Origin of the sequence: Salinimicrobium xinjiangense DSM 19287 (genome assembly GCF_000423585.1) — a bacterium.
Taxonomy (GTDB): domain Bacteria; phylum Bacteroidota; class Bacteroidia; order Flavobacteriales; family Flavobacteriaceae; genus Salinimicrobium; species Salinimicrobium xinjiangense.
Window position 1 is genome coordinate 25,159 of the sequence record NZ_AUIG01000024.1, and the last position, 21,995, is coordinate 47,153.

The 21,995-nt window shown below is 41.8% G+C and carries 24 protein-coding genes; 18 read left to right on the plus strand and 6 right to left on the minus strand.

The window, feature by feature from the left end; translation table 11 throughout:
• The first annotated feature begins 20 nt into the window (after positions 1–20).
• Positions 21–1,667 carry an Ig-like domain-containing protein gene (locus tag G564_RS19030; RefSeq protein ID WP_051205389.1) on the plus strand — a complete coding sequence of 549 codons (1,647 nt, stop codon included), beginning with the start codon at positions 21–23 and terminating at the stop codon, positions 1,665–1,667.
• On the opposite strand, the gene G564_RS0110010 is transcribed toward G564_RS19030, so the two are convergent.
• The gene (locus tag G564_RS0110010) at positions 1,654–2,433 is read right to left on the minus strand and encodes an amidohydrolase (RefSeq protein ID WP_029037547.1); all 780 of its coding nucleotides are present in this window, start codon (positions 2,431–2,433) and stop codon (positions 1,654–1,656) included. The two genes, G564_RS19030 and G564_RS0110010, sit on opposite strands and share 14 nt — an antisense overlap.
• A 104-nt stretch (positions 2,434–2,537) precedes the next feature.
• Between G564_RS0110010 and G564_RS0110015 the strand changes: the two genes are divergently transcribed.
• Positions 2,538–3,053, plus strand: a complete 516-nt coding sequence (locus tag G564_RS0110015; RefSeq protein ID WP_029037548.1) for a DUF1440 domain-containing protein — start codon at positions 2,538–2,540, stop codon at positions 3,051–3,053.
• A gap of 4 nt (positions 3,054–3,057) precedes the next feature.
• On the opposite strand, the gene G564_RS0110020 is transcribed toward G564_RS0110015, so the two are convergent.
• The 4 genes from G564_RS0110020 to G564_RS0110035 form a co-directional block, all read right to left on the minus strand.
• The gene (locus tag G564_RS0110020; RefSeq protein WP_029037549.1) at positions 3,058–4,215 is read right to left on the minus strand and encodes a methionine aminotransferase; all 1,158 of its coding nucleotides are present in this window, start codon (positions 4,213–4,215) and stop codon (positions 3,058–3,060) included.
• 78 nt (positions 4,216–4,293) lie between these two features.
• Complete coding sequence (locus tag G564_RS0110025; RefSeq protein WP_029037550.1) at positions 4,294–5,037, minus strand: succinate dehydrogenase/fumarate reductase iron-sulfur subunit; 744 nt, start codon at positions 5,035–5,037, stop codon at positions 4,294–4,296.
• 80 nt (positions 5,038–5,117) lie between these two features.
• Entirely contained in the window at positions 5,118–7,121 is a 2,004-nt protein-coding gene (locus G564_RS0110030; RefSeq protein ID WP_029037551.1) for a fumarate reductase/succinate dehydrogenase flavoprotein subunit, read from the minus strand.
• Positions 7,122–7,124: 3 nt separating this feature from the next.
• A complete protein-coding gene (locus tag G564_RS0110035; protein WP_051205390.1) occupies positions 7,125–7,838 on the minus strand; it encodes a succinate dehydrogenase cytochrome b subunit in 714 nt (237 codons plus the stop codon).
• Positions 7,839–8,131: 293 nt separating this feature from the next.
• Here G564_RS0110035 and G564_RS0110040 point away from each other — a divergent pair, with 293 nt between their 5' ends.
• The 3 genes from G564_RS0110040 to G564_RS19035 all read left to right on the plus strand — a co-directional run bounded on the left by G564_RS0110040 (position 8,132) and on the right by G564_RS19035 (position 10,638).
• Entirely contained in the window at positions 8,132–9,424 is a 1,293-nt protein-coding gene (locus G564_RS0110040) for an aminopeptidase P family protein (protein WP_029037553.1), read from the plus strand.
• An 85-nt stretch (positions 9,425–9,509) separates the two neighbouring features.
• Positions 9,510–10,283, plus strand: a complete 774-nt coding sequence (locus G564_RS0110045; protein WP_029037554.1) for an alpha/beta fold hydrolase — start codon at positions 9,510–9,512, stop codon at positions 10,281–10,283.
• A gap of 70 nt (positions 10,284–10,353) precedes the next feature.
• Complete coding sequence (locus tag G564_RS19035) at positions 10,354–10,638, plus strand: hypothetical protein (protein ID WP_211224627.1); 285 nt, start codon at positions 10,354–10,356, stop codon at positions 10,636–10,638.
• Here G564_RS19035 and thiL read toward each other — a convergent pair.
• Positions 10,635–11,687 carry a thiamine-phosphate kinase gene (gene thiL / locus G564_RS0110055; RefSeq protein WP_029037555.1) on the minus strand — a complete coding sequence of 351 codons (1,053 nt, stop codon included), beginning with the start codon at positions 11,685–11,687 and terminating at the stop codon, positions 10,635–10,637. The genes G564_RS19035 and thiL overlap by 4 nt on opposite strands.
• Positions 11,688–11,957: 270 nt before the next feature.
• On the opposite strand from thiL, the gene G564_RS0110060 reads away from it, so the two are divergent.
• The 13 genes from G564_RS0110060 (at position 11,958) to hflX (ending at position 21,972) form a co-directional block, all read left to right on the plus strand.
• On the plus strand, positions 11,958–12,287 hold the full coding sequence (locus G564_RS0110060) for a HesB/IscA family protein (RefSeq protein WP_029037556.1): 330 nt from the start codon (positions 11,958–11,960) through the stop codon (positions 12,285–12,287).
• Between the two features lie 32 nt (positions 12,288–12,319).
• The gene (locus G564_RS0110065; protein WP_029037557.1) at positions 12,320–12,712 is read left to right on the plus strand and encodes a four helix bundle protein; all 393 of its coding nucleotides are present in this window, start codon (positions 12,320–12,322) and stop codon (positions 12,710–12,712) included.
• Positions 12,713–12,752: 40 nt separating this feature from the next.
• A complete protein-coding gene (sufB, locus tag G564_RS0110070) occupies positions 12,753–14,198 on the plus strand; it encodes a Fe-S cluster assembly protein SufB (protein ID WP_029037558.1) in 1,446 nt (481 codons plus the stop codon).
• A 12-nt stretch (positions 14,199–14,210) separates the two neighbouring features.
• Positions 14,211–14,606 (plus strand): hypothetical protein, encoded by a 396-nt coding sequence (locus G564_RS19040; RefSeq protein WP_156879214.1) that lies wholly within the window; start codon positions 14,211–14,213, stop codon positions 14,604–14,606.
• 34 nt (positions 14,607–14,640) lie between these two features.
• Positions 14,641–15,393, plus strand: a complete 753-nt coding sequence (sufC, locus tag G564_RS0110080; RefSeq protein ID WP_029037559.1) for a Fe-S cluster assembly ATPase SufC — start codon at positions 14,641–14,643, stop codon at positions 15,391–15,393.
• 61 nt (positions 15,394–15,454) lie between these two features.
• The gene (gene sufD / locus G564_RS0110085) at positions 15,455–16,768 is read left to right on the plus strand and encodes a Fe-S cluster assembly protein SufD (RefSeq protein WP_029037560.1); all 1,314 of its coding nucleotides are present in this window, start codon (positions 15,455–15,457) and stop codon (positions 16,766–16,768) included.
• 20 nt (positions 16,769–16,788) lie between these two features.
• Entirely contained in the window at positions 16,789–18,027 is a 1,239-nt protein-coding gene (locus G564_RS0110090) for an aminotransferase class V-fold PLP-dependent enzyme (RefSeq protein ID WP_029037561.1), read from the plus strand.
• 10 nt (positions 18,028–18,037) lie between these two features.
• On the plus strand, positions 18,038–18,442 hold the full coding sequence (locus G564_RS0110095) for an META domain-containing protein (protein ID WP_084625618.1): 405 nt from the start codon (positions 18,038–18,040) through the stop codon (positions 18,440–18,442).
• Position 18,443: 1 nt separating this feature from the next.
• The gene (locus G564_RS0110100; protein WP_029037563.1) at positions 18,444–18,869 is read left to right on the plus strand and encodes a SufE family protein; all 426 of its coding nucleotides are present in this window, start codon (positions 18,444–18,446) and stop codon (positions 18,867–18,869) included.
• 1 nt (position 18,870) lies between these two features.
• Positions 18,871–19,194, plus strand: coding sequence for an SUF system Fe-S cluster assembly protein (locus G564_RS0110105; protein WP_029037564.1), 324 nt, complete (start codon positions 18,871–18,873; stop codon positions 19,192–19,194).
• Between the two features lie 31 nt (positions 19,195–19,225).
• Positions 19,226–19,729, plus strand: coding sequence for a DUF2480 family protein (locus G564_RS0110110; protein ID WP_029037565.1), 504 nt, complete (start codon positions 19,226–19,228; stop codon positions 19,727–19,729).
• Positions 19,730–19,732: 3 nt separating this feature from the next.
• Positions 19,733–20,623 carry a DUF3078 domain-containing protein gene (locus G564_RS0110115; RefSeq protein ID WP_029037566.1) on the plus strand — a complete coding sequence of 297 codons (891 nt, stop codon included), beginning with the start codon at positions 19,733–19,735 and terminating at the stop codon, positions 20,621–20,623.
• Positions 20,624–20,748: 125 nt separating this feature from the next.
• The gene (hflX, locus tag G564_RS0110120; protein WP_029037567.1) at positions 20,749–21,972 is read left to right on the plus strand and encodes a GTPase HflX; all 1,224 of its coding nucleotides are present in this window, start codon (positions 20,749–20,751) and stop codon (positions 21,970–21,972) included.
• The last annotated feature ends 23 nt before the right edge of the window (positions 21,973–21,995 follow it).

Consider the following 21,995-nt stretch of genomic DNA (forward strand, 5'->3'; position numbering starts at 1 on the left):
ATAAATTGTTTCTTTGCAGTATGAAAAAAATCGGTTTAAATCTTCTGATTATTCTATCCATGATCTCTGCCATCTGGGGCTGTGCAAAAAGAGGTACTCCAGATGGCGGGCCACTTGACGAGGAGCCGCCGCAGTACGTTAGGGCAAGACCCGATAATTTCACTACCAACTTTGATGCCCGGGAGATAAGGATCTTTTTCAATGAATACATTAAACTTTCAGATCCACAGCGACAAATAATAATTTCGCCACCTATGGATCCACGGCCGGAGATAACACCTCTAGGTACCGCCAGCAGGTCTGTACGTATAAGGATAAATGATACGCTACAGCCGCGAACCACCTATACAATTAACTTTGGCAGAAGCATTACCGATAACAATGAGGGAAATCCTCTCAGCTTTTTCACCTATGCTTTTTCTACAGGTCCTTATATTGATTCTCTTGCCCTAAGGGGACGGGTAAGGGATGCCATTCGAAAAGAAGCAGATCCTTTTATTACTGTGATGCTTTATGAAGTAGATTCTACTTACCATGATTCTGTGGTTTATTCGAGTATGCCGAGATATATCACCAACACTCTTGATAGCGCAACGACTTTCCAATTGAACAATTTAAAAGAAGGAACGTATCAATTAGTAGGTATGAGAGATGTTAACAACAACTACACCTTTGATCCTAATTCAGATAAAATAGCTTTTGCAGATGAATTTATAAACATTCCTACAGATGAGGAGTTCGATCTCACACTTTTCAAAGAGCTACTGGATGGAACGTTCGAACGTCCGCAGCAAAAAGCACAGCAACATCTTATTTTTGGTTACCGCGGACTGATGATAGCCGACAGCGTTTCTATCAATGCTCTAAATGTTCCTGAAGATTTCGAATCCCGGATTACCAAAGACGTTACGACAGATACTTTACACTATTGGTACAAACCTAATCTGGAAAGAGATACCCTTAAATTTGTCGTCAAGACCCCGAGGGTCACAGACACAATCATTGCCAGATTAAGAACCATGAAGAGAGATACCCTTCAATTCAGTTTCGAACCTACATCTGGCCTGGAGCTGCAACAAGACCTGAGGATCAGGCCGACGGTACCTTTGGTTAGTGTCAATGACTCACTTGTAAGGATCCTGGATCAGGATACTGTGCAGGTAGCCTTTACCGGGAGTTATGATCGCTGGAGAAACGAGTACGTTCTTTCCTTCAGCAAATCCGAAAGATCCACCTACAGGGTTACAGCCTTTCCGGGAGCATTCACAGATTTCTTCGGAAGGGAAAATGACACCCTCAGATCTCAGCTAAGGACACCGGCTCTTGCCGACCGTGGCAACCTGATCGTGAATTTGCAGGGTGTTTTGGAATTTCCCGTGATCATTCAAATTACTACAGATAAAGGAGAAGTTGTGGCCGAAAGGTATAGTACCGAAAGAACAGCTATAAATTTCAATAATATCAAACCCGGAAAATATTTGCTTCGTCTCATATATGATCAAAACCAAAATGAGATATGGGACACAGGAAGTTTTATGAGAAGGAGACAGCCGGAACAGGTAGTTTATTTTCCCGAACCTATTGAGGTGAGGCCAAACTGGGATGTCACCCAAACCTTTGATGTCAGTCAACCTGCAGTTGTGCCAGAAGGGCCTAATGTACCGTAAACCTGTCCCGATCCTGAAGGAACTTTAACTGTGACCGCGTTTCCTTTAAATGATCTTTGTCCAGTTCCACAATTTCGGTAAATTCAGATTCATCGTGAGCTCCCGATATCTGCTTACCAAGACTGTCATATACTGCAGAATGTCCTACGTAATTTAAATCGCTGCCGTCCCTGCCTACGCGGTTTACTCCAATACAGTAGCTCATATTTTCGATCGCCCGTGCCTTTAAAAGCGTGTCCCATGCAGCAACCCTGGCTGCGGGCCAATTAGCCACGAAGATCAACAGATCATAGCCTTCTGTATTTCGGGCCCATACAGGAAATCTCAGGTCATAACAAACCAGCGGACAGACCTTCCAGCCTTTGTATTCAACAATGAGACGTTCTTTCCCCGAAGCGTAGGTGTCATTTTCTTTTGCCAGAGTAAAGGTGTGGCGTTTATCATATTTTTGAAAGGAACCGTCGGGATAAACAAAGTATAAACGATTGTAAAAATTGCCATTTTCAGATATTATAAGACTGCCCGTCACAGCCGCATCTTTTTCAGAAGCCATTTTTTGCATCCATCGAAAGGTAGGGCCATTCTCGGGCTCTGCAAGATTCCCGGCATTCATGGAGAAGCCGGTAGAAAACATTTCAGGAAGAATTATAAGATCCACTTCTTGCGGAAGTTCCTTTATCTTCTGTTCAAAATTAGTAACATTTTGAGATATATTCTCCCAGTCCAGATTTGCCTGAAGGAGTGCTGTCTTTAAGATTTGTGTCATACGTAAAGTTATAAAATATCAAGAATTCCCTGCTAAATGCGTGTTAAATGGTTGGATTGGCAGGAGAAGTTAAATAGCTTTATTCCAATAAAAAGAACAAAGCTATGAGTTTACAATCATTTTTTGAAAAAGATTCTTTTCCTTCAAATACTTCCCGTGGAATACTGGCAGGTTTTGTAGCAGGTCTCATTGGAACCGCTGTTAAAGCAGGTGTGGAACGTTTTCTGGAAGTCCGCAAGATCGACCAGAGATCTGCCCAGATAAAGGTCATGGATAAATTTTCAACTAAGTTAATTGGAACCCCTATTAAGCTGGAGAACGAGGGGATTGTGGAGCAGCTTGTGAATCTACCACTTGGAGCTACTGTCGGAGCTATTTATGGCTATGGAAAAAGAGATAGTGACCAGATGAATATAGTAGACGGGGCCATACTTGGAGCTACTACCTGGGCTTCTACTCACGAAACCGGTCTGCCGCTAATGGGGTTAGAAAAAAGTCCCGACAAGGTGCCATTTAAAACTCAGGCGCATGAGTTGCTTGCCCATGTTGTGTTTGGAGTTACTACAGAGATTGTAAGGGCATATATCAATGACAACCTTAGAAAGCATGAGGAAGAGTAAACCTCTACTTAATCCTTTCTAAGATTTCTGCGGCCTTCTCCAGCGTTTCATCTGTCTTGGCAAAGCAGAACCTCAACTGCCGGTGATCCACCTTATCTTTATTAAAGGCTGAGACGGGAATACTTGCTATACCAAACTCTTTAATTAGTCTGCGGGAGAAATCCACATCGGGCTCATTTGTTATTTGAGAGTAATCCAGCAGCTGGAAATAAGTGCCTTTGGAAGGTTTGAATTTAAAGGCAGTATCTTTAATAAGCTCAAGGAATCTATCTCTTTTTTCCTGATAAAAATTCCCGAGTTCCAGGTAATGTTCAGGTGTTTTCAGGTATTCTGCAAAGGCACGCTGTGTAGGATGATGTACGCAGAAAACGTTCACCTCCATTACTTTCCATATTTCGGCCATAAGTACTTCGGGAGCAACACAGTAACCCATTTTCCACCCGGTGTTGTGAAATGTTTTTCCAAAAGAAGCACAAACAATTGCCCTTTTTGAGAGCTCAGGAAAAGCCGAAGCACTGTAATGTTTCGCCTCATCAAAAATAATATGTTCATACACCTCATCGCTTAGAAGGATAATATCTGTTCCCTCTAACAAACTTTCCAGTTGTTGCATTTCTGATTTGCTGAATACATTCCCGCTGGGATTGTGCGGAGTGTTGATAATGAGCATCCGGGTTTTTTCACTGACCTTTTGCTTAACTGCTTCAAAATTCAGCTTGTATTCCTTGCCTTCCAATTGAATAAGTACCGGAATCCCACCGTTAAGTTCTATTGCCGGTTCATAGGAATCATACGCGGGTTTCAATACTATCACCTCATCACCGGGATTGACAAAAGCCGTAATAGCCAAAAATAGGGCTTGGGTAGCACCGTTGGTCACTGTTACCTCAGCATCTTTATCATATTTCTTGCCGTGCAGTCTTTCGATTTTATCAACGATCTGTTCCCTTAAGGGTGCTATTCCCGCCAGAGGCGCATATTGATTGTGACCATCCAGCATTGCCTGGTAAACAAGCTCCTTTAGATGTTTATCTGTCTCAAAATTCGGATAGCCCTGAGAAAGATTCACGGCACCATGCTCATAGGCCATTTTTGACATAACTGAAAAAATACTGGTCTCGTGCTTCGGAAGTTTAGAAGATATATTACTGACTGCTGACATTCGTTTTTTCTTTAAGGTCTAAAAAAAATCCCGAACTGCAAAGTCCGGGATCTTCAGAAATATTAGGTGTCAAAAATGCTATTTTACGCTGGCTCTTAAGTACTCCCTGTTCATACGGGCAATGTTCTCAAGAGAGATCCCTTTAGGGCATTCTATCTCACATGCACCTGTGTTAGTACAGTTCCCGAAACCTTCCTTATCCATTTGTTCAACCATTGCAAGTACTCTGCGATCGGCCTCCACTTCTCCTTGCGGTAATAAAGCCATCTGACTCACCTTAGCTGAAGTGAATAACATTGCGCTGGCATTCTTACAGGCTGCAACACAGGCCCCACATCCAATACAGGTAGCTGCGTAAAAAGCTGCGTCTGCTTTGTCTTTTGGAATCGGAATTGAATTTGCATCCTGAGTATTTCCGGAAGTGTTTACAGAAATATATCCTCCTGCCTGCTGAATTCTTTCAAATGAAGAGCGGTCAACTACAAGATCCTTGATCACCGGAAACGCTTTTGCACGGAATGGTTCAATAGTAATGGTATCTCCATCCTTAAACATCCTCATGTGAAGCTGACAGGTGGTAATTCCCCTGTCAGGTCCATGTGGTTCTCCGTTGATCTGTAAGCTACAGGTCCCGCAGATACCTTCACGGCAGTCATGATCAAATACTACAGGCTCTTCTCCCTTATCTATCAATTCCTGGTTAAGAACATCAAGCATCTCGAGAAAAGACATATCGGGTTCCACCCCTCCCAACTGGTAGGTTTGAATTCCTCCTTTTGAAGCGGCATCCTTTTGACGCCATATTTTTAGTGTAAGATTCATCTTTTTATAGTATTGAGTATTGAGTACTGAGTATTGAGTACGAGAAAAAGATCTCACTTCTCAATACTAACATCTCATATCTATTTATAGCTTCTCGTTTTAACTTCAATATTTTCGTAAACCAGGTCTTCCTTATGCAACACTGCATCTGCAGGTTCGCCGGTGTATTCCCAGGCGGCTACATACATAAAGTTCTCGTCGTCACGAAGGGCTTCCCCTTCTTCAGTTTGATGTTCTTCTCTGAAATGTCCTCCACAGGATTCTTCCCGGTGAAGAGCATCCTTAGCGAACAATTCTCCAAGTTCAAGAAAATCTGCTACACGACCTGCCTTTTCAAGTTCGGGATTCATTCCATCAATAATTCCCGGAACACGAACATCTTTCCAGAATTCTTCTCTCAAAGCTTTAATTTCTGAAATAGCTTCCTTCAATCCAGTTGCGTTTCTTGACATTCCTACTTTATCCCACATGATCTTTCCTAGACGCTTGTGGAAGTAGTCTACAGACTTGGTGCCTTTTGTGTTGATAAAACGCTCCATTTGTCCACGGATGTTCTTTTCGGCCTCCTCGAATTCGGGAAGATCTGTTGAAATTGGTCCGGTTCTAATGTCGTTTGCCAAATAATCTCCCATAGTATATGGAAGTACAAAATATCCATCGGCCAGTCCCTGCATCAAAGCTGAAGCTCCCAACCGGTTCGCTCCGTGATCTGAGAAGTTGGCCTCCCCGGCAGCATAAAGGCCGGGTACGGTTGTCTGAAGATTATAATCTACCCAAAGACCTCCCATGGTATAATGAACTGCGGGATAGATCTTCATTGGAGTCTTGTAAGGATTTTCATCCACGATCTTCTCATACATCTGGAAAAGGTTTCCATATTTAGCCTCTACAACGGCTACTCCAAGTTCTCTTATTTGCTCTTCGGAAGCATTTTCTATTTTTTGTGTGGAAACGGCTTCCCTTCCGTAGCGCATAAATGCGTCGCTAAAGTCAAGATATACAGCCTCTCCCGTTTTATTTACTCCGAAACCGGCATCACAACGTTCCTTGGCAGCTCTTGAAGCCACGTCACGTGGCACCAGGTTACCAAAAGCCGGATAACGTCTTTCTAGATAATAATCTCTGTCTTCTTCAGCCAGTTCGGTTGGTTTCAGTCTACCTTCACGGATTGCCTTGGCATCCTCCAGTTTCTTCGGAACCCAGATACGTCCGTCATTCCGCAGGGATTCTGACATAAGCGTTAACTTGGACTGATGCTCTCCTGAAACCGGAATACAAGTCGGGTGAATTTGTGTGAAGCAGGGATTAGCGAAAAATGCTCCTTTCTTGTGCACTTTCCAGGCTGCAGTCACATTACTTCCCATTGCATTGGTAGAAAGGAAAAAAACATTCCCATATCCACCCGAAGCTATAACTACAGCATGAGCACTGTGCCTTTCGATCTCACCGGTAACAAGGTTACGGGCAATGATACCCCTGGCCTTACCATCGACAAGTACCACGTCAAGCATTTCATGACGGGTGTAGGATTTTATTTTTCCGCGGTTGATCTGCCTGTTCATGGCAGAATAACAACCTAAGAGCAATTGCTGACCCGTCTGACCTTTAGCGTAGAAGGTCCTTGAAACGAGCACCCCTCCAAAAGAGCGGTTGTCAAGGAGTCCGCCGTATTCTCTGGCGAAAGGCACTCCCTGTGCAACACATTGATCAATGATGTTTCCGGAAACTTCTGCAAGACGGTAAACATTCGCTTCCCGGGCACGATAGTCACCTCCTTTTACTGTATCGTAAAAAAGTCGGTAATCTGAATCTCCGTCTCCCTGATAATTCTTAGCTGCGTTGATCCCACCCTGTGCGGCAATGGAGTGCGCTCTTCTCGGCGAATCCTGGTAGCAGAAAGTTTTTACGTTATATCCCAGTTCTGCCAGAGTAGCGGCAGCACTTCCACCTGCCAGTCCTGTTCCAACGATTATAACATCAATGTTTCGTTTATTGGCAGGATTGACGAGGTTGATCTCATTTTTATGGCTAACCCACTTTTCGGCCAACGGCCCCTGTGGTACTTTTGAATCTAATACTCCCATAGCTTAAATTTTTTCCAGTACAAAATAGATGTAAAACGGAATGATGGCAAACAATAGCGGAACAATAATAGCAAAGCCCACCCCCACCCTTCTTACGAAAGTATTGTATTTAGGATGGTTGATCCCAAGAGACTGAAAACCGCTTCCAAAGCCGTGGTACAGGTGGAAACCGATAGCGATCATCGCGATCAGGTAAATAATTGCCCAGATAAGACCCATTTCAGCATCCTGAAAAGTTCTTATGGTTAGTGTGTAAAGATCTTTAACCGTTTCTCCGTTTGCCGTTTGATATACGGTATCGTCAAGACCTCCAAATTTCATTTGCCCCCAGAAGTTGATCAGGTGGATGATAATAAAGGCAAGGATCACCGTTCCCAAAATACCCATGTTACGTGAAGACCATTTTGAGTTGGTGGAAGGTTTGAAACTCACATATCCCTCAGGTCTCGCCTTTCTGTTATTAACGGTGAGGATAATTCCATCAATAACATGAAAAAGTATACTTGCAAAAGTAACTATAGACAACACTCGAACAATGGGATTCGTGGTCATGAAAAGAGCATATTCATTGAACTGGTCCCTCGCCCCCTCTCCGGCAGCCAAGAGTTGCAGGTTTCCTGCAAGATGGCCAACCAGAAATAAACATAGAAACAGGCCGGTGAAAGCCATCCAGTACTTTTTCGCAAGCGATGACTTTAATAGCGCAGATTTTGCCATAAAATTTATGATTGTTTTAATAAAGTGAAACAAAAATACGCCCTTTCACTTCATTAGCAAACATTCCTTCTTATTTAGTCATTATTTAGAATAAGTATAAAGAAGACTCAAAAGGCTCTTATTTAGAAGGATGAGAAGAGATTTTCTGTCTGTTCCGGAGAAAAACGAAAACGTTTTTTTTAGTCTATCGGTAGCTTCCTCAATTTTTATTTAAACCGGCTATGCTTCCGGTCTTTTTCCAAGGCTTCTCGGGTTTAATTTTTTAAATTTGTGGCACACACTAAAAAATTCCCATGAAATATCATCAAATAGACAGCAATCTGTTCATCAAAAACCGCAAGAATTTTACCCAGGAAATGCAGCCTAATAGCCTGGCTGTTTTTAATTCCAATGACATTTATCCCATTGGAGCAGATAGTACAATGCCTTTCCAACAAGCCAGAGATCTTTTTTATCTAAGCGGTGTGGATCAGGATAAAAGTATTCTGGTACTTTTCCCCGATGCTCCTTCAGAAAAGCACAGAGAGATGCTTTTCCTTACTGAAACCAATGATCATATCGCAGTTTGGGAAGGTGAAAAACTCACCAAAGAAAAAGCCCTGGAAGTATCGGGTATCAAAAATGTGTTTTGGCCAAAGGATTTCGAAAAAGTATTCTTTGAAGTTATGACCCAATGCGATACAGTTTACTTCAATACTAATGAACACTACAGGGCAAACGTGGAGACCGAAACCAGGGAAGCCAGATTCATTAAGTGGTGCAAAGAACAATTTCCGGCTCATCGCGTGGCAAAAAGTAATCCCATCCTTCAACGTCTGCGTTCAGTAAAAGATCCTATCGAACTTGATTTGATGCAGACTGCCTGTGATATTACGGAAAAAGCCTTCCGAAGAGTATTAAAATTTGTAAAGCCCGGAGTTTGGGAATATGAAATTGAAGCAGAATACTGGCATGAAATGATAAGGAACCGCTCCAAAGGTTTCGCATACACTCCTATTATCGCAAGCGGGAACAATGCTAACGTGCTCCACTATATTGAGAACAATCAGCAGTGTAAGGAAGGGGAACTCATTTTACTGGACACCGGTGCCGAATACGCGAACTACGCCAGCGATCTTTCCCGGACAATTCCTGTTTCCGGAAAATATACAAAACGCCAGAAGGATGTTTACAACGCCGTGAACAGAGTTAAGAATGACGCCACAAAAATGCTTGTTCCCGGTGCCGATTGGGCTGAATATCACAAGGAAGTAGGAAAGCTAATGACTTCAGAATTGCTTGGCCTCGGACTTCTGGACAAAGCTGATGTACAGAATGAGGATCCGGAATGGCCGGCATACAAAAAATACTTCATGCATGGGACTTCCCACAATATAGGATTGGATACTCATGATTACGGTTTGTTATATGAACCCATGAAGGCAAATATGGTCTTTACTGTAGAACCCGGAATTTATCTTCCCGATGAAGGCTTTGGAATACGTCTTGAAGACGACGTGGTGATACAGGAAAAAGGAGAACCATTCAACCTTATGCGCAACATTCCTATAGAAGTTGAAGAGATCGAAGAGATCATGAACTCATAGTTCAAGGTTTAAAGTTTAAGGTTTAAGGTTTTTTCAGCAACCCGTAACTCGTAACTCGTAACCCGCAACATTAAAAGACAACAATATGATTCTAAACTTCCGCGGAGCAGACATTCACTACTCAGTCGTAGGCGAAGGAGATGCGACTGTGTTGTTGCACGGATTTTTAGAGTCCTCGGAGATCTGGGAAGAATTTCTTCCGCAGTTTTCGAAATATGGCAAGGTTATCACAATCGACCTGCCGGGGCATGGCAGGTCGGGTTGTATTGAGAAGGTACACAGCATGGAACTCATGGCGGGTGCAGTTCATGAAGTGCTCAAAACCTTAGGTGTCAAAAAGGCCAATTTTATAGGTCATTCCATGGGAGGATATGTGAGTCTCGCTTTTCTCGAAGAACATCCTGAAATGATGAAGGACCTCATGTTACTTAATTCTACTTCTCAGGCAGATTCCGAAGAGAAAAAAGAGATCCGCGACAGATCGGTGGAACTGGTGCAGAAAAATAAACGAGCCTACATAAGTATGGCTATTAATAATCTGCTATCTCCGAATAATACTGAAAGGTTTTCTGAAGAAATTGAAGAGCTGAAAAAAAGAGCAATGAAATTTCCCACCAAAGGAATCAGCGCCGCTCTAAAAGGTATGAAAATTCGTACAAATCGGACAGATGTGCTCAGCAGCTTTTCCGGAAATAAGATCATTGTAGCAGGAAGAGAAGATCCACTGGTCAACTTAAAAGACCTTAGCAACTTAGCAAACCGCTCCGGCTGTACTTTCATCACATTTTCAGGCGGACATCTTTCCTACATAGAAAATAAAAGAAAATTTATAGAATTGTGTATTTCATCGAAAAAATGATGTTTTTTGTCGATTAATTAAAAAAGTTTATATACTTTCAATTTTAATAACCTACAAAACTCTTGTTAAAATGGAAAATAAAAAGCCCCTTTTGTTTTCTCCCGGAGCCTGGATTTGTGCAATAATTGGCCATAGGTTTGAAGTTTCACAAAACATCACTCAACACATCAGAGAGTACCGCTGCAGCTGTTGTGGAGAAGAAAGGACAGACACTGCCCAGGGATTTATGGAAAAACTTACCCCCAAGTTTAGAGAAACCAACGAGTTTTTATCTAATTATTACAAAAGAAGATGTTCCAGAAAGATGTTTAAAAAAGCAGAGATTTCAAACAACATCCTTTCTGAGGCTTCTTAATCTTCTTTCTTCATCGCATTCCAGCCTCTCGCTATCAGCGGAATCTTTTGATTGGCCCGGGTGATCAAATGCATACCTTCGGCTTCCTCTGTCATGTGTCCTATTACGGTAAAGTTAGGATTAGCTTTTATCTTGTCATAGTCCTGTTGATCTATAGTAAACAACAACTCATAATCTTCGCCACCACTCAAGGCAATTGTTGTGCTGTCGAGCTGAAACTCCTCACATACCGAAATTACAGAAGGATCCAGCGGAATTTTTTCCTCAAAAAGGTTCACTCCGGTTTTCGAGTTTTTGCACAGATGAATTGTTTCTGAAGATAAACCGTCACTAATATCGATCATGGAAGTCGGCTTTAACTCCAAAGCTTTAAACAATGGTGGAATATCCTGCCGGGCTTCAGGTTTAAGCTGCCGCTCTATCAGGTAAGTATAAGGATCAAGATCTGGTTGAGATTTAGGGTTTACTTTAAATACCTGCTTTTCCCTTTCAAGGATCTGCAATCCCATATAAGCGGCACCCAGATCCCCGGTCACAACGAGAAGATCATTAGCTTTTGCCCCGTTTCTGTAAACAATTTCTTCTTCTTTTGCCGCCCCAAGAGCGGTAATACTAAGGATCATTCCCGAAGTGGAGGAAGAAGTATCCCCTCCTACCACGTCAACTTTATACAATTTTGCGGCAAGTTCAATACCCGCATAAAGCTCTTCCAAAGCTTCTACCGGAAACCTGTTGGAAACTGCGATAGACACAGTGATCTGCCGGGGAGTAGCGTTCATGGCATATATATCTGAAAGATTAACCATCACCGCTTTATATCCCAGATGTTTAAGAGGCATATAGGAAAGGTCGAAATGCACCCCTTCCACCAGCAGGTCGGTAGTTACGACCACCTTTTGATCTTTAAAATCAAGTACCGCGGCATCATCACCTATTCCTTTCAGGGTATGCTCCGGAGTAATTCTGAAGTTTGCTGTTAAATGGTCAATAAGCCCGAATTCACCATATTCTGAAAGGTCTGTCCTGCTTTCCCGACTGTTTTCAAACATAATACTGTGCAATATTTTGTGCAAAATTAAGGCTTATATTTTCATTTCAGGAAAGATCGGGAGAAAATACCCTTTTTAGGACATGACTTAAAACAGCATAACACTTCCGCCTGATTGCCAGTAAGTTAATCCTTAAAAGCCCGTCATTAGAAGGATCTCGAGGAATAGCTCAAACCAATGCTGTGATTCTTTTTTCTAATGAGTTTTACCATGGTAAAACCTATTGTTTGTATTATATTTGCACTTAATTTAGAATTAATCTTTATAAGCATGATCAAGGTAAGTGAAAGCGCTAAACAGAGAATAACTAATCTCATGCAGGAGGATGGTTATGACGCCATGCGCGACTTTGTTCGGGTAGGAGTGAAGAGCGGCGGTTGCTCGGGCTTGTCATATGAATTGAAATTCGACAAAACCCAGGGTGAAACCGATCGGCTTTTTAAAGATAATGATGTAAAAATCGTTGTAGACAAAAAAAGCGTGCTCTACCTCGCCGGAACCATACTGGAATATTCCGGAGGTCTTAATGGCAAGGGTTTTGTATTCAATAACCCAAACGCGAACAGAACCTGTGGGTGTGGAGAATCATTTTCTCTCTAGGTTCAAAGTTTAAAGTTTAAGGTTTAAGGTTAATGGGGACAGTGAAGAATTTTGAAGATCTGGAGATCTGGGCGAGCGCTCGTGGGATTTGCAATGATATCTTTCAGATTAAACAAGAAACAGAATTAAAATCTGACTTTAAACTATACAACCAGTTAAACGGTTCTTCAGGATCTATTATGGATAATATTGCTGAAGGATTTGAACGAAACGGGAACAGAGAATTTATTCAATTTCTGGCAATAGCGAAAGCCTCTTGTGGGGAAACGAGATCCCAATTATACAGAGCACTCGATAGGAAATACATAAAGCAGGATGAGTTTGTTATTCTTTATGACAAATTAATCCTTTTGAGCAAGCAGATAAGCTCCTTCATTAATTATCTGCAAAAAAGTGAATTAAAAGGAATAAAGTTTAAAGCTTAAAAACCTTCAACTTTAAACCTTAAACCAGGAACATAAGAAGATGGCATATACAGAAGACGATTTAAAGAAAGAGCTCGAGGGCAAGGAGTATAAGTACGGATTTTATACAGATATAGAATCTGATACTTTTCCTGTTGGGCTTAATGAGGAAATAGTAAGGGCGATCTCTAAGAAGAAGAATGAGCCGGAATGGATGACTAACTGGCGCCTGGAGGCATTTCGTGCATGGCAGGAAATGATCGAACCAGAATGGGCTAATGTTCACTATGAAAAACCAAATTTTCAGAACATCTCCTATTACTCTGCCCCTTCAAAAAAGCCAAAATATGAGAGTCTTGATGAAGTAGATCCCGAATTGCTGGATACCTTCAAAAGACTGGGTATATCCCTTGACGAGCAGAAAAAACTGGCAGGAGTTGCGGTAGACGTGGTAATGGATTCGGTTTCTGTGACCACTACGTTTAAGAAGACTCTGGCCGAAAAAGGAATTATTTTCTGCTCCATGAGCGAGGCCATTCAGGAACATCCCGAGTTGGTTAAAAAGTATATTGGAAGTGTTGTTCCTCAAAGAGACAACTATTATGCGGCCTTAAATTCGGCAGTATTTAGTGACGGTTCTTTCTGCTATATACCTAAGGGAGTGAGATGCCCTATGGAGCTGTCAACATACTTCAGAATTAATCAGGCGGGAACAGGACAGTTCGAAAGAACCCTTGTTGTAGCCGATGAAGGTAGTTATGTTAGTTACCTTGAAGGTTGTACCGCACCATCAAGAGACGAGAACCAGTTACATGCTGCTGTCGTCGAATTGATTGCGCTTGACAACGCCGAAATTAAATATTCTACCGTTCAAAACTGGTATCCGGGTGATAAGCATGGAAAAGGCGGGGTTTACAACTTCGTTACGAAACGCGGAATTTGCCAAAAGAATGCGAAGATTAGCTGGACACAGGTAGAAACGGGATCGGCTGTTACCTGGAAGTATCCGAGCTGTATCCTTAAAGGAGATAACTCTGTAGGAGAATTTTATTCTATTGCGGTGACCAATGATTATCAGCAGGCAGATACGGGCACTAAGATGATCCATATTGGAAAGAATACAAAAAGTACTATAATTTCAAAAGGGATCTCTGCCGGTCAAAGTCAGAACAGCTACAGGGGACTGGTCCAGATCAACAGTAAGGCAGAAAACGCAAGAAACTTTTCTCAATGTGATTCCCTGTTGATGGGCAATAAATGTGGCGCTCATACCTTCCCCTATATAGAAACAAAGAATAAATCGGCTAAAGTGGAGCACGAGGCTACCACCAGTAAAATTGGAGAAGACCAGATATTTTACTGCAACCAGCGCGGAATCGATACTGAAAAAGCAATTGCTTTGATCGTGAACGGCTTTAGCAAAGAAGTGCTTAACAAACTGCCTATGGAATTTGCAGTTGAAGCTCAGAAACTATTAGAGATATCTCTTGAAGGATCTGTAGGATAAGAACTATAACAAATGATAAGATATATTTTTGCCATACTTACAATGCTTGTAATGTTTACAGCCTGTGGAGGAGATTCTGCTTCCGAGGAGGTAGATAGTACTCCCGTTGTTGCAAAGGACAGTATTCCTACTCTGGAAGGAGAATTTATTTTTCTCTCTGACGCGGCTGTACTCAAGGGCAAAAATTACATATATGGAGTTCGTATCGACTCCACAAGTAAGAAACTGGCCGATTCTATTGAACCCATGAAGCGGGATGAATTCCATATGATCCCGGTAGTGGTAAAAGGAGAGATCATTAAAAATCCCGGTCGCGATGGCTGGGAAGAGTTGGTGATCATCAAAGAAGTACTGGAGATTTCTCCGGATATCCCCGAAAGATCGGTTCCAAAGGTTACCAAAGACTAAGATAAACCCTGAAATTTCAGGAAATATTCAAACTATGCTTAAAATAAAGAATTTACACGCCAAAGCAGAAGACCTTAAAATATTAAAAGGCATTAATCTCGAAATTAATCCGGGAGAAATACATGCGATCATGGGACCCAATGGTTCCGGAAAAAGCACATTATCCTCTGTAATTGCAGGAAAAGAAGAATATGAGGTGACCCGGGGAGAAATTTTTTTTGAGGGCGAAGAACTTACTGAACTTGACGCCGAGGAAAGAGCACATAAAGGGATATTTCTATCTTTTCAATATCCCGTGGAAATTCCGGGAGTTACGGTGACAAATTTCATGAGGACGGTAATTAATGCCAATAGAAAAGCAAAAGGGCTTAAAGATATGCCGGCAAATGAAATGCTAAAGAAGATCAGAGAGAAGTCAGAACTGCTTGAAATAGATCGTAAATTTCTATCCCGCTCCTTAAATGAAGGATTTTCGGGAGGAGAAAAGAAAAGAAACGAGATCTTCCAAATGGCCATGCTGGAGCCAAAACTGGCAATTCTTGACGAAACAGATTCCGGTCTTGATATTGATGCCCTTCGTATCGTTGCAAACGGTGTAAACAAATTAAGGAGACCAGATAACGCTACCCTGGTGATTACACACTACCAGAGATTACTTGACTACATTATTCCGGACTTTGTGCACGTGATGCTTGACGGAAAAATTGTGAAATCAGGAGGTAAAGAACTGGCATACGAGCTCGAAGAAAAAGGTTACGACTGGATCAAGGAAGAAGTAGGAGCGTAATTCGCTTCGGAAAAGAAAACCTTTTAATTTTCCCTTTTTTGGGGAGTAAGAAAAAAGAACAATGGAATTAAAAGATAAATTATTATCCTCATTTCTGGCTTTTGAAGAGAACGTGGATGTCAATACAGATCTTCACGACATAAGAAGCCAGGCAATTAAAGATTTTGAGGTCATGGGGTTTCCTACTAAAAAGCAGGAGGCCTGGAAATACACGTCTTTAAATAAGGTGTTGAAACACGACTATACGGTATTCCCAAAAAAGGAGGATACCATTGACTACAGGGATGTCGAGAAGTACTTCATTGATGATATAGACACCTATAAGATCGTTTTCATTGACGGGATATATGCTTCTCATTTGTCGGCAACGACTCATGAAAAAATAGATGCCTGCTTGATGTCTTCTGCTTTGAACAGCTCCAAGTATAAACCTATAATTGATAATTATTTTAATACTGTTGCTCCAAAAGAAAGTCTCACCTCTCTTAACACAGCTTTTTCCAGAGAAGGTGCCTTCATAAATATCCCAAAGAACACACTTGCCGAAAAGCCCATACAGGTGATCAATTTTTCTACCGGAAATGAATCTGCACTACTTGTACAGCCCAGAAATCTTATTGTTGTGGGTGAGAATTCGCAAGTACAGATCATTGAAAGACACCAGAGTTTGACAGATCATCCTGTACTGACAAATTCTGTTACGGAAATTTATGCCGACAAAAGAGCTATTGTGGATTATTACAAAATTCAGAATGACAACCATTCTGCTTCTTTGATTGACAATACTTTTATTGAGCAACACCGGGAAAGCGTTTGTTCTGTACATACATTTTCTTTCGGCGGAAATCTTACCCGGAACAACCTGAATTTCTACCAAAAGGGAGAGCGCATTGATTCTACCTTAAAGGGAATAACCATTATTGGTGGAAAGCAGCATGTGGACCACAATACCCTGGTTCATCATATAGAACCAAATTGTGAAAGCCATCAGGATTATAAAGGAGTTTTTGCCGAATCTTCAACCGGAGTCTTTAACGGAAAGATCATTGTAAATAAAGAAGCGCAAAAGACAAATGCTTTTCAGGCCAATAACAATATTCTGCTGGACGATAAAGCGACAATTAATTCCAAACCTCAGCTGGAGATCTTTGCCGATGATGTAAAATGTAGCCACGGTTGTACTATTGGACAGTTAGACGATGAAGCCTTATTTTATCTTCGTTCCCGCGGGATTCCTATGAAAGAAGCGAGTGCATTGCTTATGTACGCTTTCGCCAATAATGTTCTGGAAAGTGTGAAAATCCCGGAGCTAAAAGCCCGTATCACAAAAATTATTGCTTTAAAATTAGGAGTTAGTGTTGGTTACAGCATTTAAGATCCTATAAATATCACCTGATGAAAGTCGCCTCTTCCGAAATAAAATTTGATGTAGAATCTATCCGCAAAGATTTTCCTATCCTCTCAAGGGAGGTGAACGGGAAACCCCTGGTTTATTTCGACAACGCAGCAACTTCGCAGACGCCCCGGCAGGTTATAGACGCAATTGTGGATTATTACTCCCGCTATAACGCCAATATTCATCGCGGGGTCCATACGCTTTCACAGGAAGCTACAGATGCCTACGAAGCAGCCCGTAGAAAGATTCAGAAGCACTTCAATGCCGCTAAATCTCACGAGATCATCTTTACTTCGGGTACTACAAATGCTATTAACTTAGTGGCAAGCGGATTTTCGACTTTGCTGCAGGAAGGAGACGAGGTTATAGTTTCGGCTTTAGAACACCATTCCAATATTGTGCCCTGGCAAATGCTTTGTGAAAAGACAGGCGCCAAATTGAAGGTGATTCCTATGAATGACCAGGGAATGTTAAGAATGGATGAATTTCAGAAACTTCTTTCGGAAAAAACGAAGCTGGTTTTTGTAAATCACGTTTCAAATGCTTTAGGCACAGTAAACCCTATAGGAGATATAATAAAAAGTGCACATAAAGTAGGAGCGGCAGTTCTTGTAGATGGTGCACAAGCCGCACCACATATCAAGGCCGATGTTCAGGAACTGGATGTCGATTTTTATGTCGTTTCTGCTCATAAAATGTGCGGACCAACAGGTGTTGGGGTTCTATACGGAAAAGAAGAGTGGCTTAAAAAATTGCCTCCATACCAGGGAGGTGGAGAGATGATCGCTACGGTTACTTTTGAAAAAACCACCTATGCTGACCTCCCTCACAAATTTGAAGCAGGCACGCCCAATATCTGCGGCGGAATTGCTTTTGGAGCTGCCCTGGATTACATGAACAAAATAGGTTTTGAAGCGATCGCAGCTTACGAACACGAGCTTCTGGAATACGCTACAGAAAAACTTCTGGAGATAGAAAATTTGAGGATCTATGGTACTTCAGCAGAAAAGACTGCCGTGATTTCTTTCAATATTGGAGAAATACATCCCTATGATATCGGGACAATTATAGACAAACTGGGAATTGCTGTGCGCACGGGTCACCACTGTGCTCAGCCGGTCATGGATTACTATAAAATTCCTGGTACTGTAAGAGCCTCCTTTGCATTTTACAATACTAAAGAAGAAATTGATAGCTTTGTAGAGGCAGTCAAAAGGGCAAAAAATATGTTATCCTAAAGTTCAGGCAATGAAGAATTTCCTGCTATTGTTTTTCTCCCTGATTTTATTGTCATGTGCCAACACTGCCGATACGGTCACAGATGAAAGTCTTGATGGAGATTACCAGATTTCGGAGATAGATGGTCAAAAAATTGTCTCTGAAAAAATAATTTTAGAATTTAATCCTATTGGAAACAGGGTTTCAGGAAATACCGGATGTAACCAATTTTCGGCTCATTACAACCAGCATGGAAATAATCTTGAATTTTCCACTCCCATGAATACAAGAAAACATTGTGAAGGGAAAATGGAAATGGAAAGACAAATTCTTTCTTCTCTTGAAAAGGTTTCCAGACTGAACAGGACAGGACAGGAAATCTTCGTTTATTCTATAAACAATGAGCCACTTTTCACCTTAATCAAAATAGATTGAAATGAGTAACATCAAGAAAATACAGGAAGAGATTGTGGAGGAATTTGAAATGTTTGACGACTGGATGCAGCGGTATGAACATATGATCGAACTTGGTAAATCCCTCCCTCTCATTGAAGAGAAATATAAAACGGAAGATAATCTAATAAAAGGATGTCAGAGTAAGGTGTGGGTACATGCCGAACTTCAGGGAGATCGACTGATCTTTACTGCAGATAGTGATGCCATAATCACCAAAGGAATTATTGCTATTCTGGTAAGAGCCTATTCAAATCAACATCCAAAGGACATTCTGGAAGCAGATACTGCTTTTATAGACGAAATAGGTCTGAAAGAGCATTTATCCCCTACCCGGGCAAATGGTCTTGTTAGTATGATAAAACAATTAAAAATGTATGCTGTTGCATATCAAACACAACTGAATTAAGATGGAACACGCACAAAATTCGGAGATTCTTGGAGAGAAAATCGTTACTGTTCTAAAAACGATCTATGACCCCGAGATTCCGGTCGATATATATGAACTGGGATTGATCTATGACGTTATGGTCAATGAGGATAATGAGATAAAGATCCTTATGACCCTTACTACTCCCAATTGTCCCGTAGCCGAATCGCTGCCTATGGAAGTAGAAGAGAAAGTCAAATCAATGAACGAGGTCAAAGATTGTGAAGTGGAGATCACATTTGATCCACCGTGGACTCAGGAACTAATGAGTGAAGAAGCCAAGCTTGAGCTTGGAATGCTTTAATTACTGCTGAAGAAAACAATTATAACCACCAATGGCCGAAGAGATTATTAACCGTGTCGCTAACAGCAAACTTGTTACCATTAATCTGGAGGATTACTACCCCCAGGGAGAGCGGGTAATGTTTGATATTAAAGACTGGTTGCTGGAGGAATTTGTTCTGAGAGAAAAAGATTTTAGAGCAAGCGCAAAATCGCATGACTGGTCGCAATACGCCGGCAAGTTTGTGGCGCTAACCTGCTCCAGTGATGCCATTATTCCGGGTTGGGCTCATATGCTCCTTAGCACCTACCTTGCTCCTGTAGCAAAGAAGGTGGTTGTGGGCGACCTGGAAATGCTGGAAACGATACTTTACACTGAAATCCTTAGCAATCTTGATCTATCGGAATATACCGGAATTCCTGTCATTATAAAAGGCTGTTCCCGCAGACCGGTTCCTCAAAATGCATACCTGCAACTCATAAATAAGCTACAACCTATTGCTAAAAGCATTATGTATGGCGAAGCCTGTTCGTCTGTACCTTTATTTAAAAAATAAATTATGAAGAAACTATTACTCTCAGCTTTTATTTTATTTGGATTTGTTGTCAACGCACAGGAAGAACAGGATGAAACTCCGCCGCAAGGATGGAATTCTGAGGGTAAATTTCAACTGCTCTTCAACCAGTCGGCATTTAATAAGGAATGGACCGGCGGCGGAACTTCGAGTATGGCAGCAAATCTTGTCCTGGATTACAACCTCAACTACAGGCAGGGCGATTTCACATGGGACAATAAATTCCTCGCCAACTACGGACTCACAAAACTCAAAGGAGATGAATTTACCCGCAAGACCAGCGACCGCCTGGAGGTGAATTCTATTGCCGGGAAACAGCTTGAAAATTCCAACTGGTATTATTCCTTTTTTGCAAATTTCAGAACGCAGTTCAGCAAAGGATATACCTACTCCAAAAATGCTGATGGAGTCGAGATCCGCACCGAAACTACTCATATGTTTTCTCCGGCCTATCTTCAATTCGGACCCGGTATGATGTGGAAAAAAAGTGATGATTTCTGGTTTAATCTTGCTCCGGCAACTGCCCGATTCATCTTTGTAGATCCCGCATTCACCTCTGCACCGGGCTATGTTGACGGCGATTATTACGGAGTGGACCGGGGAGAAAGCAGCCGCTTTGAACTGGGAGCATCGGTTAGCGCCTATTTAAAATATGAGGTGATGACCAATGTAAACATGGAGCACAACCTTAGTCTCTACTCGAATTACCTGGATAAGCCGGGAAATGTTGATATTGACTACCTGCTTAATCTTGATATGAGCATCAATCAATATCTTTCCGCCAATTTCATCTTTCAGGCCATCTACGACGACAACACGGTGGGCGCTTTTCAGATACGGGAAGTGTTTGGAGCAGGATTGACCTATACCTTTTAAAAAAGGGATTTTCAGAAGAAATTTTCCGCAGCCTTAAAATTAGCTTATGTTTAAGAGGACGAGGACATGGAGTCCTGTTCTTGTAGAGCATATTTGTGTAACTTTGTTAGTATAGCAAAGCTTTTATGTTAGAAAAAAACAATCTAGAATACGAAAAAGTAGTTTTAATCGGGATCGTCACCCGGGAGCAGAGTGAAGAAAAACTTGAAGAATATCTGGACGAACTGGAGTTCTTGACCTACACAGCAGGAGGCGAGGTAGTGAAAAGATATACCCAAAAAATGGAGCGGCCAGATCCTAAAACCTTTATTGGTTCAGGTAAGATGGAACAGGTGCGGGATTATATCAACGAGCATGAAGTGGGAACGGCAATTTTTGATGATGAACTCTCCCCTGCCCAACAAAAGAACATCGAGCGGGTACTTAATTGCAAGGTATTAGACCGTACCAATCTTATTCTGGATATTTTTGCTCAACGCGCCACCACCAGTTATGCGCGCACCCAGGTGGAACTGGCTCAATACCAATATTTACTTCCAAGGCTGGCAGGGATGTGGACTCACCTTGAGCGGCAGCGCGGAGGTATTGGAATGAGAGGTCCCGGGGAGACAGAAATTGAGACCGACCGCAGGATAGTCCGTGATAAAATTTCCCTTTTAAAGAAGAAACTGGAGACCATTGACAAACAAATGGAAGTACAGCGTGGAAACCGCGGCCAGCTGGTACGGGTTGCTTTAGTAGGATATACCAATGTGGGTAAATCTACTCTTATGAACGTAATTAGTAAGAGTAAGGTTTTTGCTGAAAATAAGTTATTCGCCACACTGGATACCACGGTAAGAAAGGTTGTAATAAGAAACCTGCCTTTCCTGCTTACAGATACTGTAGGATTCATCCGGAAGCTTCCCACTCAACTGGTCGAGTCTTTCAAATCAACTCTTGACGAAGTAAGGGAAGCAGACCTGCTGCTACATGTAGTGGACATCTCGCATCCTCAATTCGAAGATCATATTGCTTCGGTAAACCAGATTCTTGCAGAGATCAAAAGTGCAGAAAAACCTACTCTAATGGTGTTTAACAAAATTGACGCCTACGAAGCTGAAAAGATCGAAGAAGATGATCTCATGACCGAAAAGACCAGTTCTCACAACACTTTAGCGGAATGGGAGAATACCTGGATGAACAGGTTGGGTGATAATGTGCTGTTCATCTCTGCTCTGAACAAAGAAAACCTTGAAGAATTCAGGAAGAAGGTTTACGAGGCAGTGCGTGAAATACACATCACCAGATTCCCCTATAATAATTTCCTTTATCCGGAGTACGACACTTATACCGACGAGGAAGAATAAGTAGAAAATTTGCTATTTTAGAG

Coding starts and splice junctions, on each gene's coding strand:
- sufB (WP_029037558.1), top strand. CDS start 12,753: ATGGCATATACAGAAGACGATTTAAAGAAAGAGCTCGAGGGCAAGGAG.
- hflX (WP_029037567.1), top strand. CDS start 20,749: ATGTTAGAAAAAAACAATCTAGAATACGAAAAAGTAGTTTTAATCGGG.
- G564_RS0110110 (WP_029037565.1), top strand. CDS start 19,226: ATGGCCGAAGAGATTATTAACCGTGTCGCTAACAGCAAACTTGTTACC.
- G564_RS0110010 (WP_029037547.1), bottom strand. CDS start 2,433: ATGACACAAATCTTAAAGACAGCACTCCTTCAGGCAAATCTGGACTGG.
- G564_RS0110100 (WP_029037563.1), top strand. CDS start 18,444: ATGAGTAACATCAAGAAAATACAGGAAGAGATTGTGGAGGAATTTGAA.
- G564_RS0110035 (WP_051205390.1), bottom strand. CDS start 7,838: ATGGCAAAATCTGCGCTATTAAAGTCATCGCTTGCGAAAAAGTACTGG.
- G564_RS0110015 (WP_029037548.1), top strand. CDS start 2,538: ATGAGTTTACAATCATTTTTTGAAAAAGATTCTTTTCCTTCAAATACT.
- G564_RS0110040 (WP_029037553.1), top strand. CDS start 8,132: ATGAAATATCATCAAATAGACAGCAATCTGTTCATCAAAAACCGCAAG.
- G564_RS0110025 (WP_029037550.1), bottom strand. CDS start 5,037: ATGAATCTTACACTAAAAATATGGCGTCAAAAGGATGCCGCTTCAAAA.
- G564_RS0110090 (WP_029037561.1), top strand. CDS start 16,789: ATGAAAGTCGCCTCTTCCGAAATAAAATTTGATGTAGAATCTATCCGC.
- G564_RS19035 (WP_211224627.1), top strand. CDS start 10,354: ATGGAAAATAAAAAGCCCCTTTTGTTTTCTCCCGGAGCCTGGATTTGT.
- G564_RS0110115 (WP_029037566.1), top strand. CDS start 19,733: ATGAAGAAACTATTACTCTCAGCTTTTATTTTATTTGGATTTGTTGTC.
- G564_RS0110105 (WP_029037564.1), top strand. CDS start 18,871: ATGGAACACGCACAAAATTCGGAGATTCTTGGAGAGAAAATCGTTACT.
- G564_RS0110020 (WP_029037549.1), bottom strand. CDS start 4,215: ATGTCAGCAGTCAGTAATATATCTTCTAAACTTCCGAAGCACGAGACC.
- G564_RS0110060 (WP_029037556.1), top strand. CDS start 11,958: ATGATCAAGGTAAGTGAAAGCGCTAAACAGAGAATAACTAATCTCATG.
- G564_RS19040 (WP_156879214.1), top strand. CDS start 14,211: ATGATAAGATATATTTTTGCCATACTTACAATGCTTGTAATGTTTACA.
- G564_RS0110065 (WP_029037557.1), top strand. CDS start 12,320: ATGGGGACAGTGAAGAATTTTGAAGATCTGGAGATCTGGGCGAGCGCT.
- G564_RS0110030 (WP_029037551.1), bottom strand. CDS start 7,121: ATGGGAGTATTAGATTCAAAAGTACCACAGGGGCCGTTGGCCGAAAAG.
- G564_RS0110095 (WP_084625618.1), top strand. CDS start 18,038: ATGAAGAATTTCCTGCTATTGTTTTTCTCCCTGATTTTATTGTCATGT.
- thiL (WP_029037555.1), bottom strand. CDS start 11,687: ATGTTTGAAAACAGTCGGGAAAGCAGGACAGACCTTTCAGAATATGGT.
- G564_RS0110045 (WP_029037554.1), top strand. CDS start 9,510: ATGATTCTAAACTTCCGCGGAGCAGACATTCACTACTCAGTCGTAGGC.
- sufD (WP_029037560.1), top strand. CDS start 15,455: ATGGAATTAAAAGATAAATTATTATCCTCATTTCTGGCTTTTGAAGAG.
- sufC (WP_029037559.1), top strand. CDS start 14,641: ATGCTTAAAATAAAGAATTTACACGCCAAAGCAGAAGACCTTAAAATA.
- G564_RS19030 (WP_051205389.1), top strand. CDS start 21: ATGAAAAAAATCGGTTTAAATCTTCTGATTATTCTATCCATGATCTCT.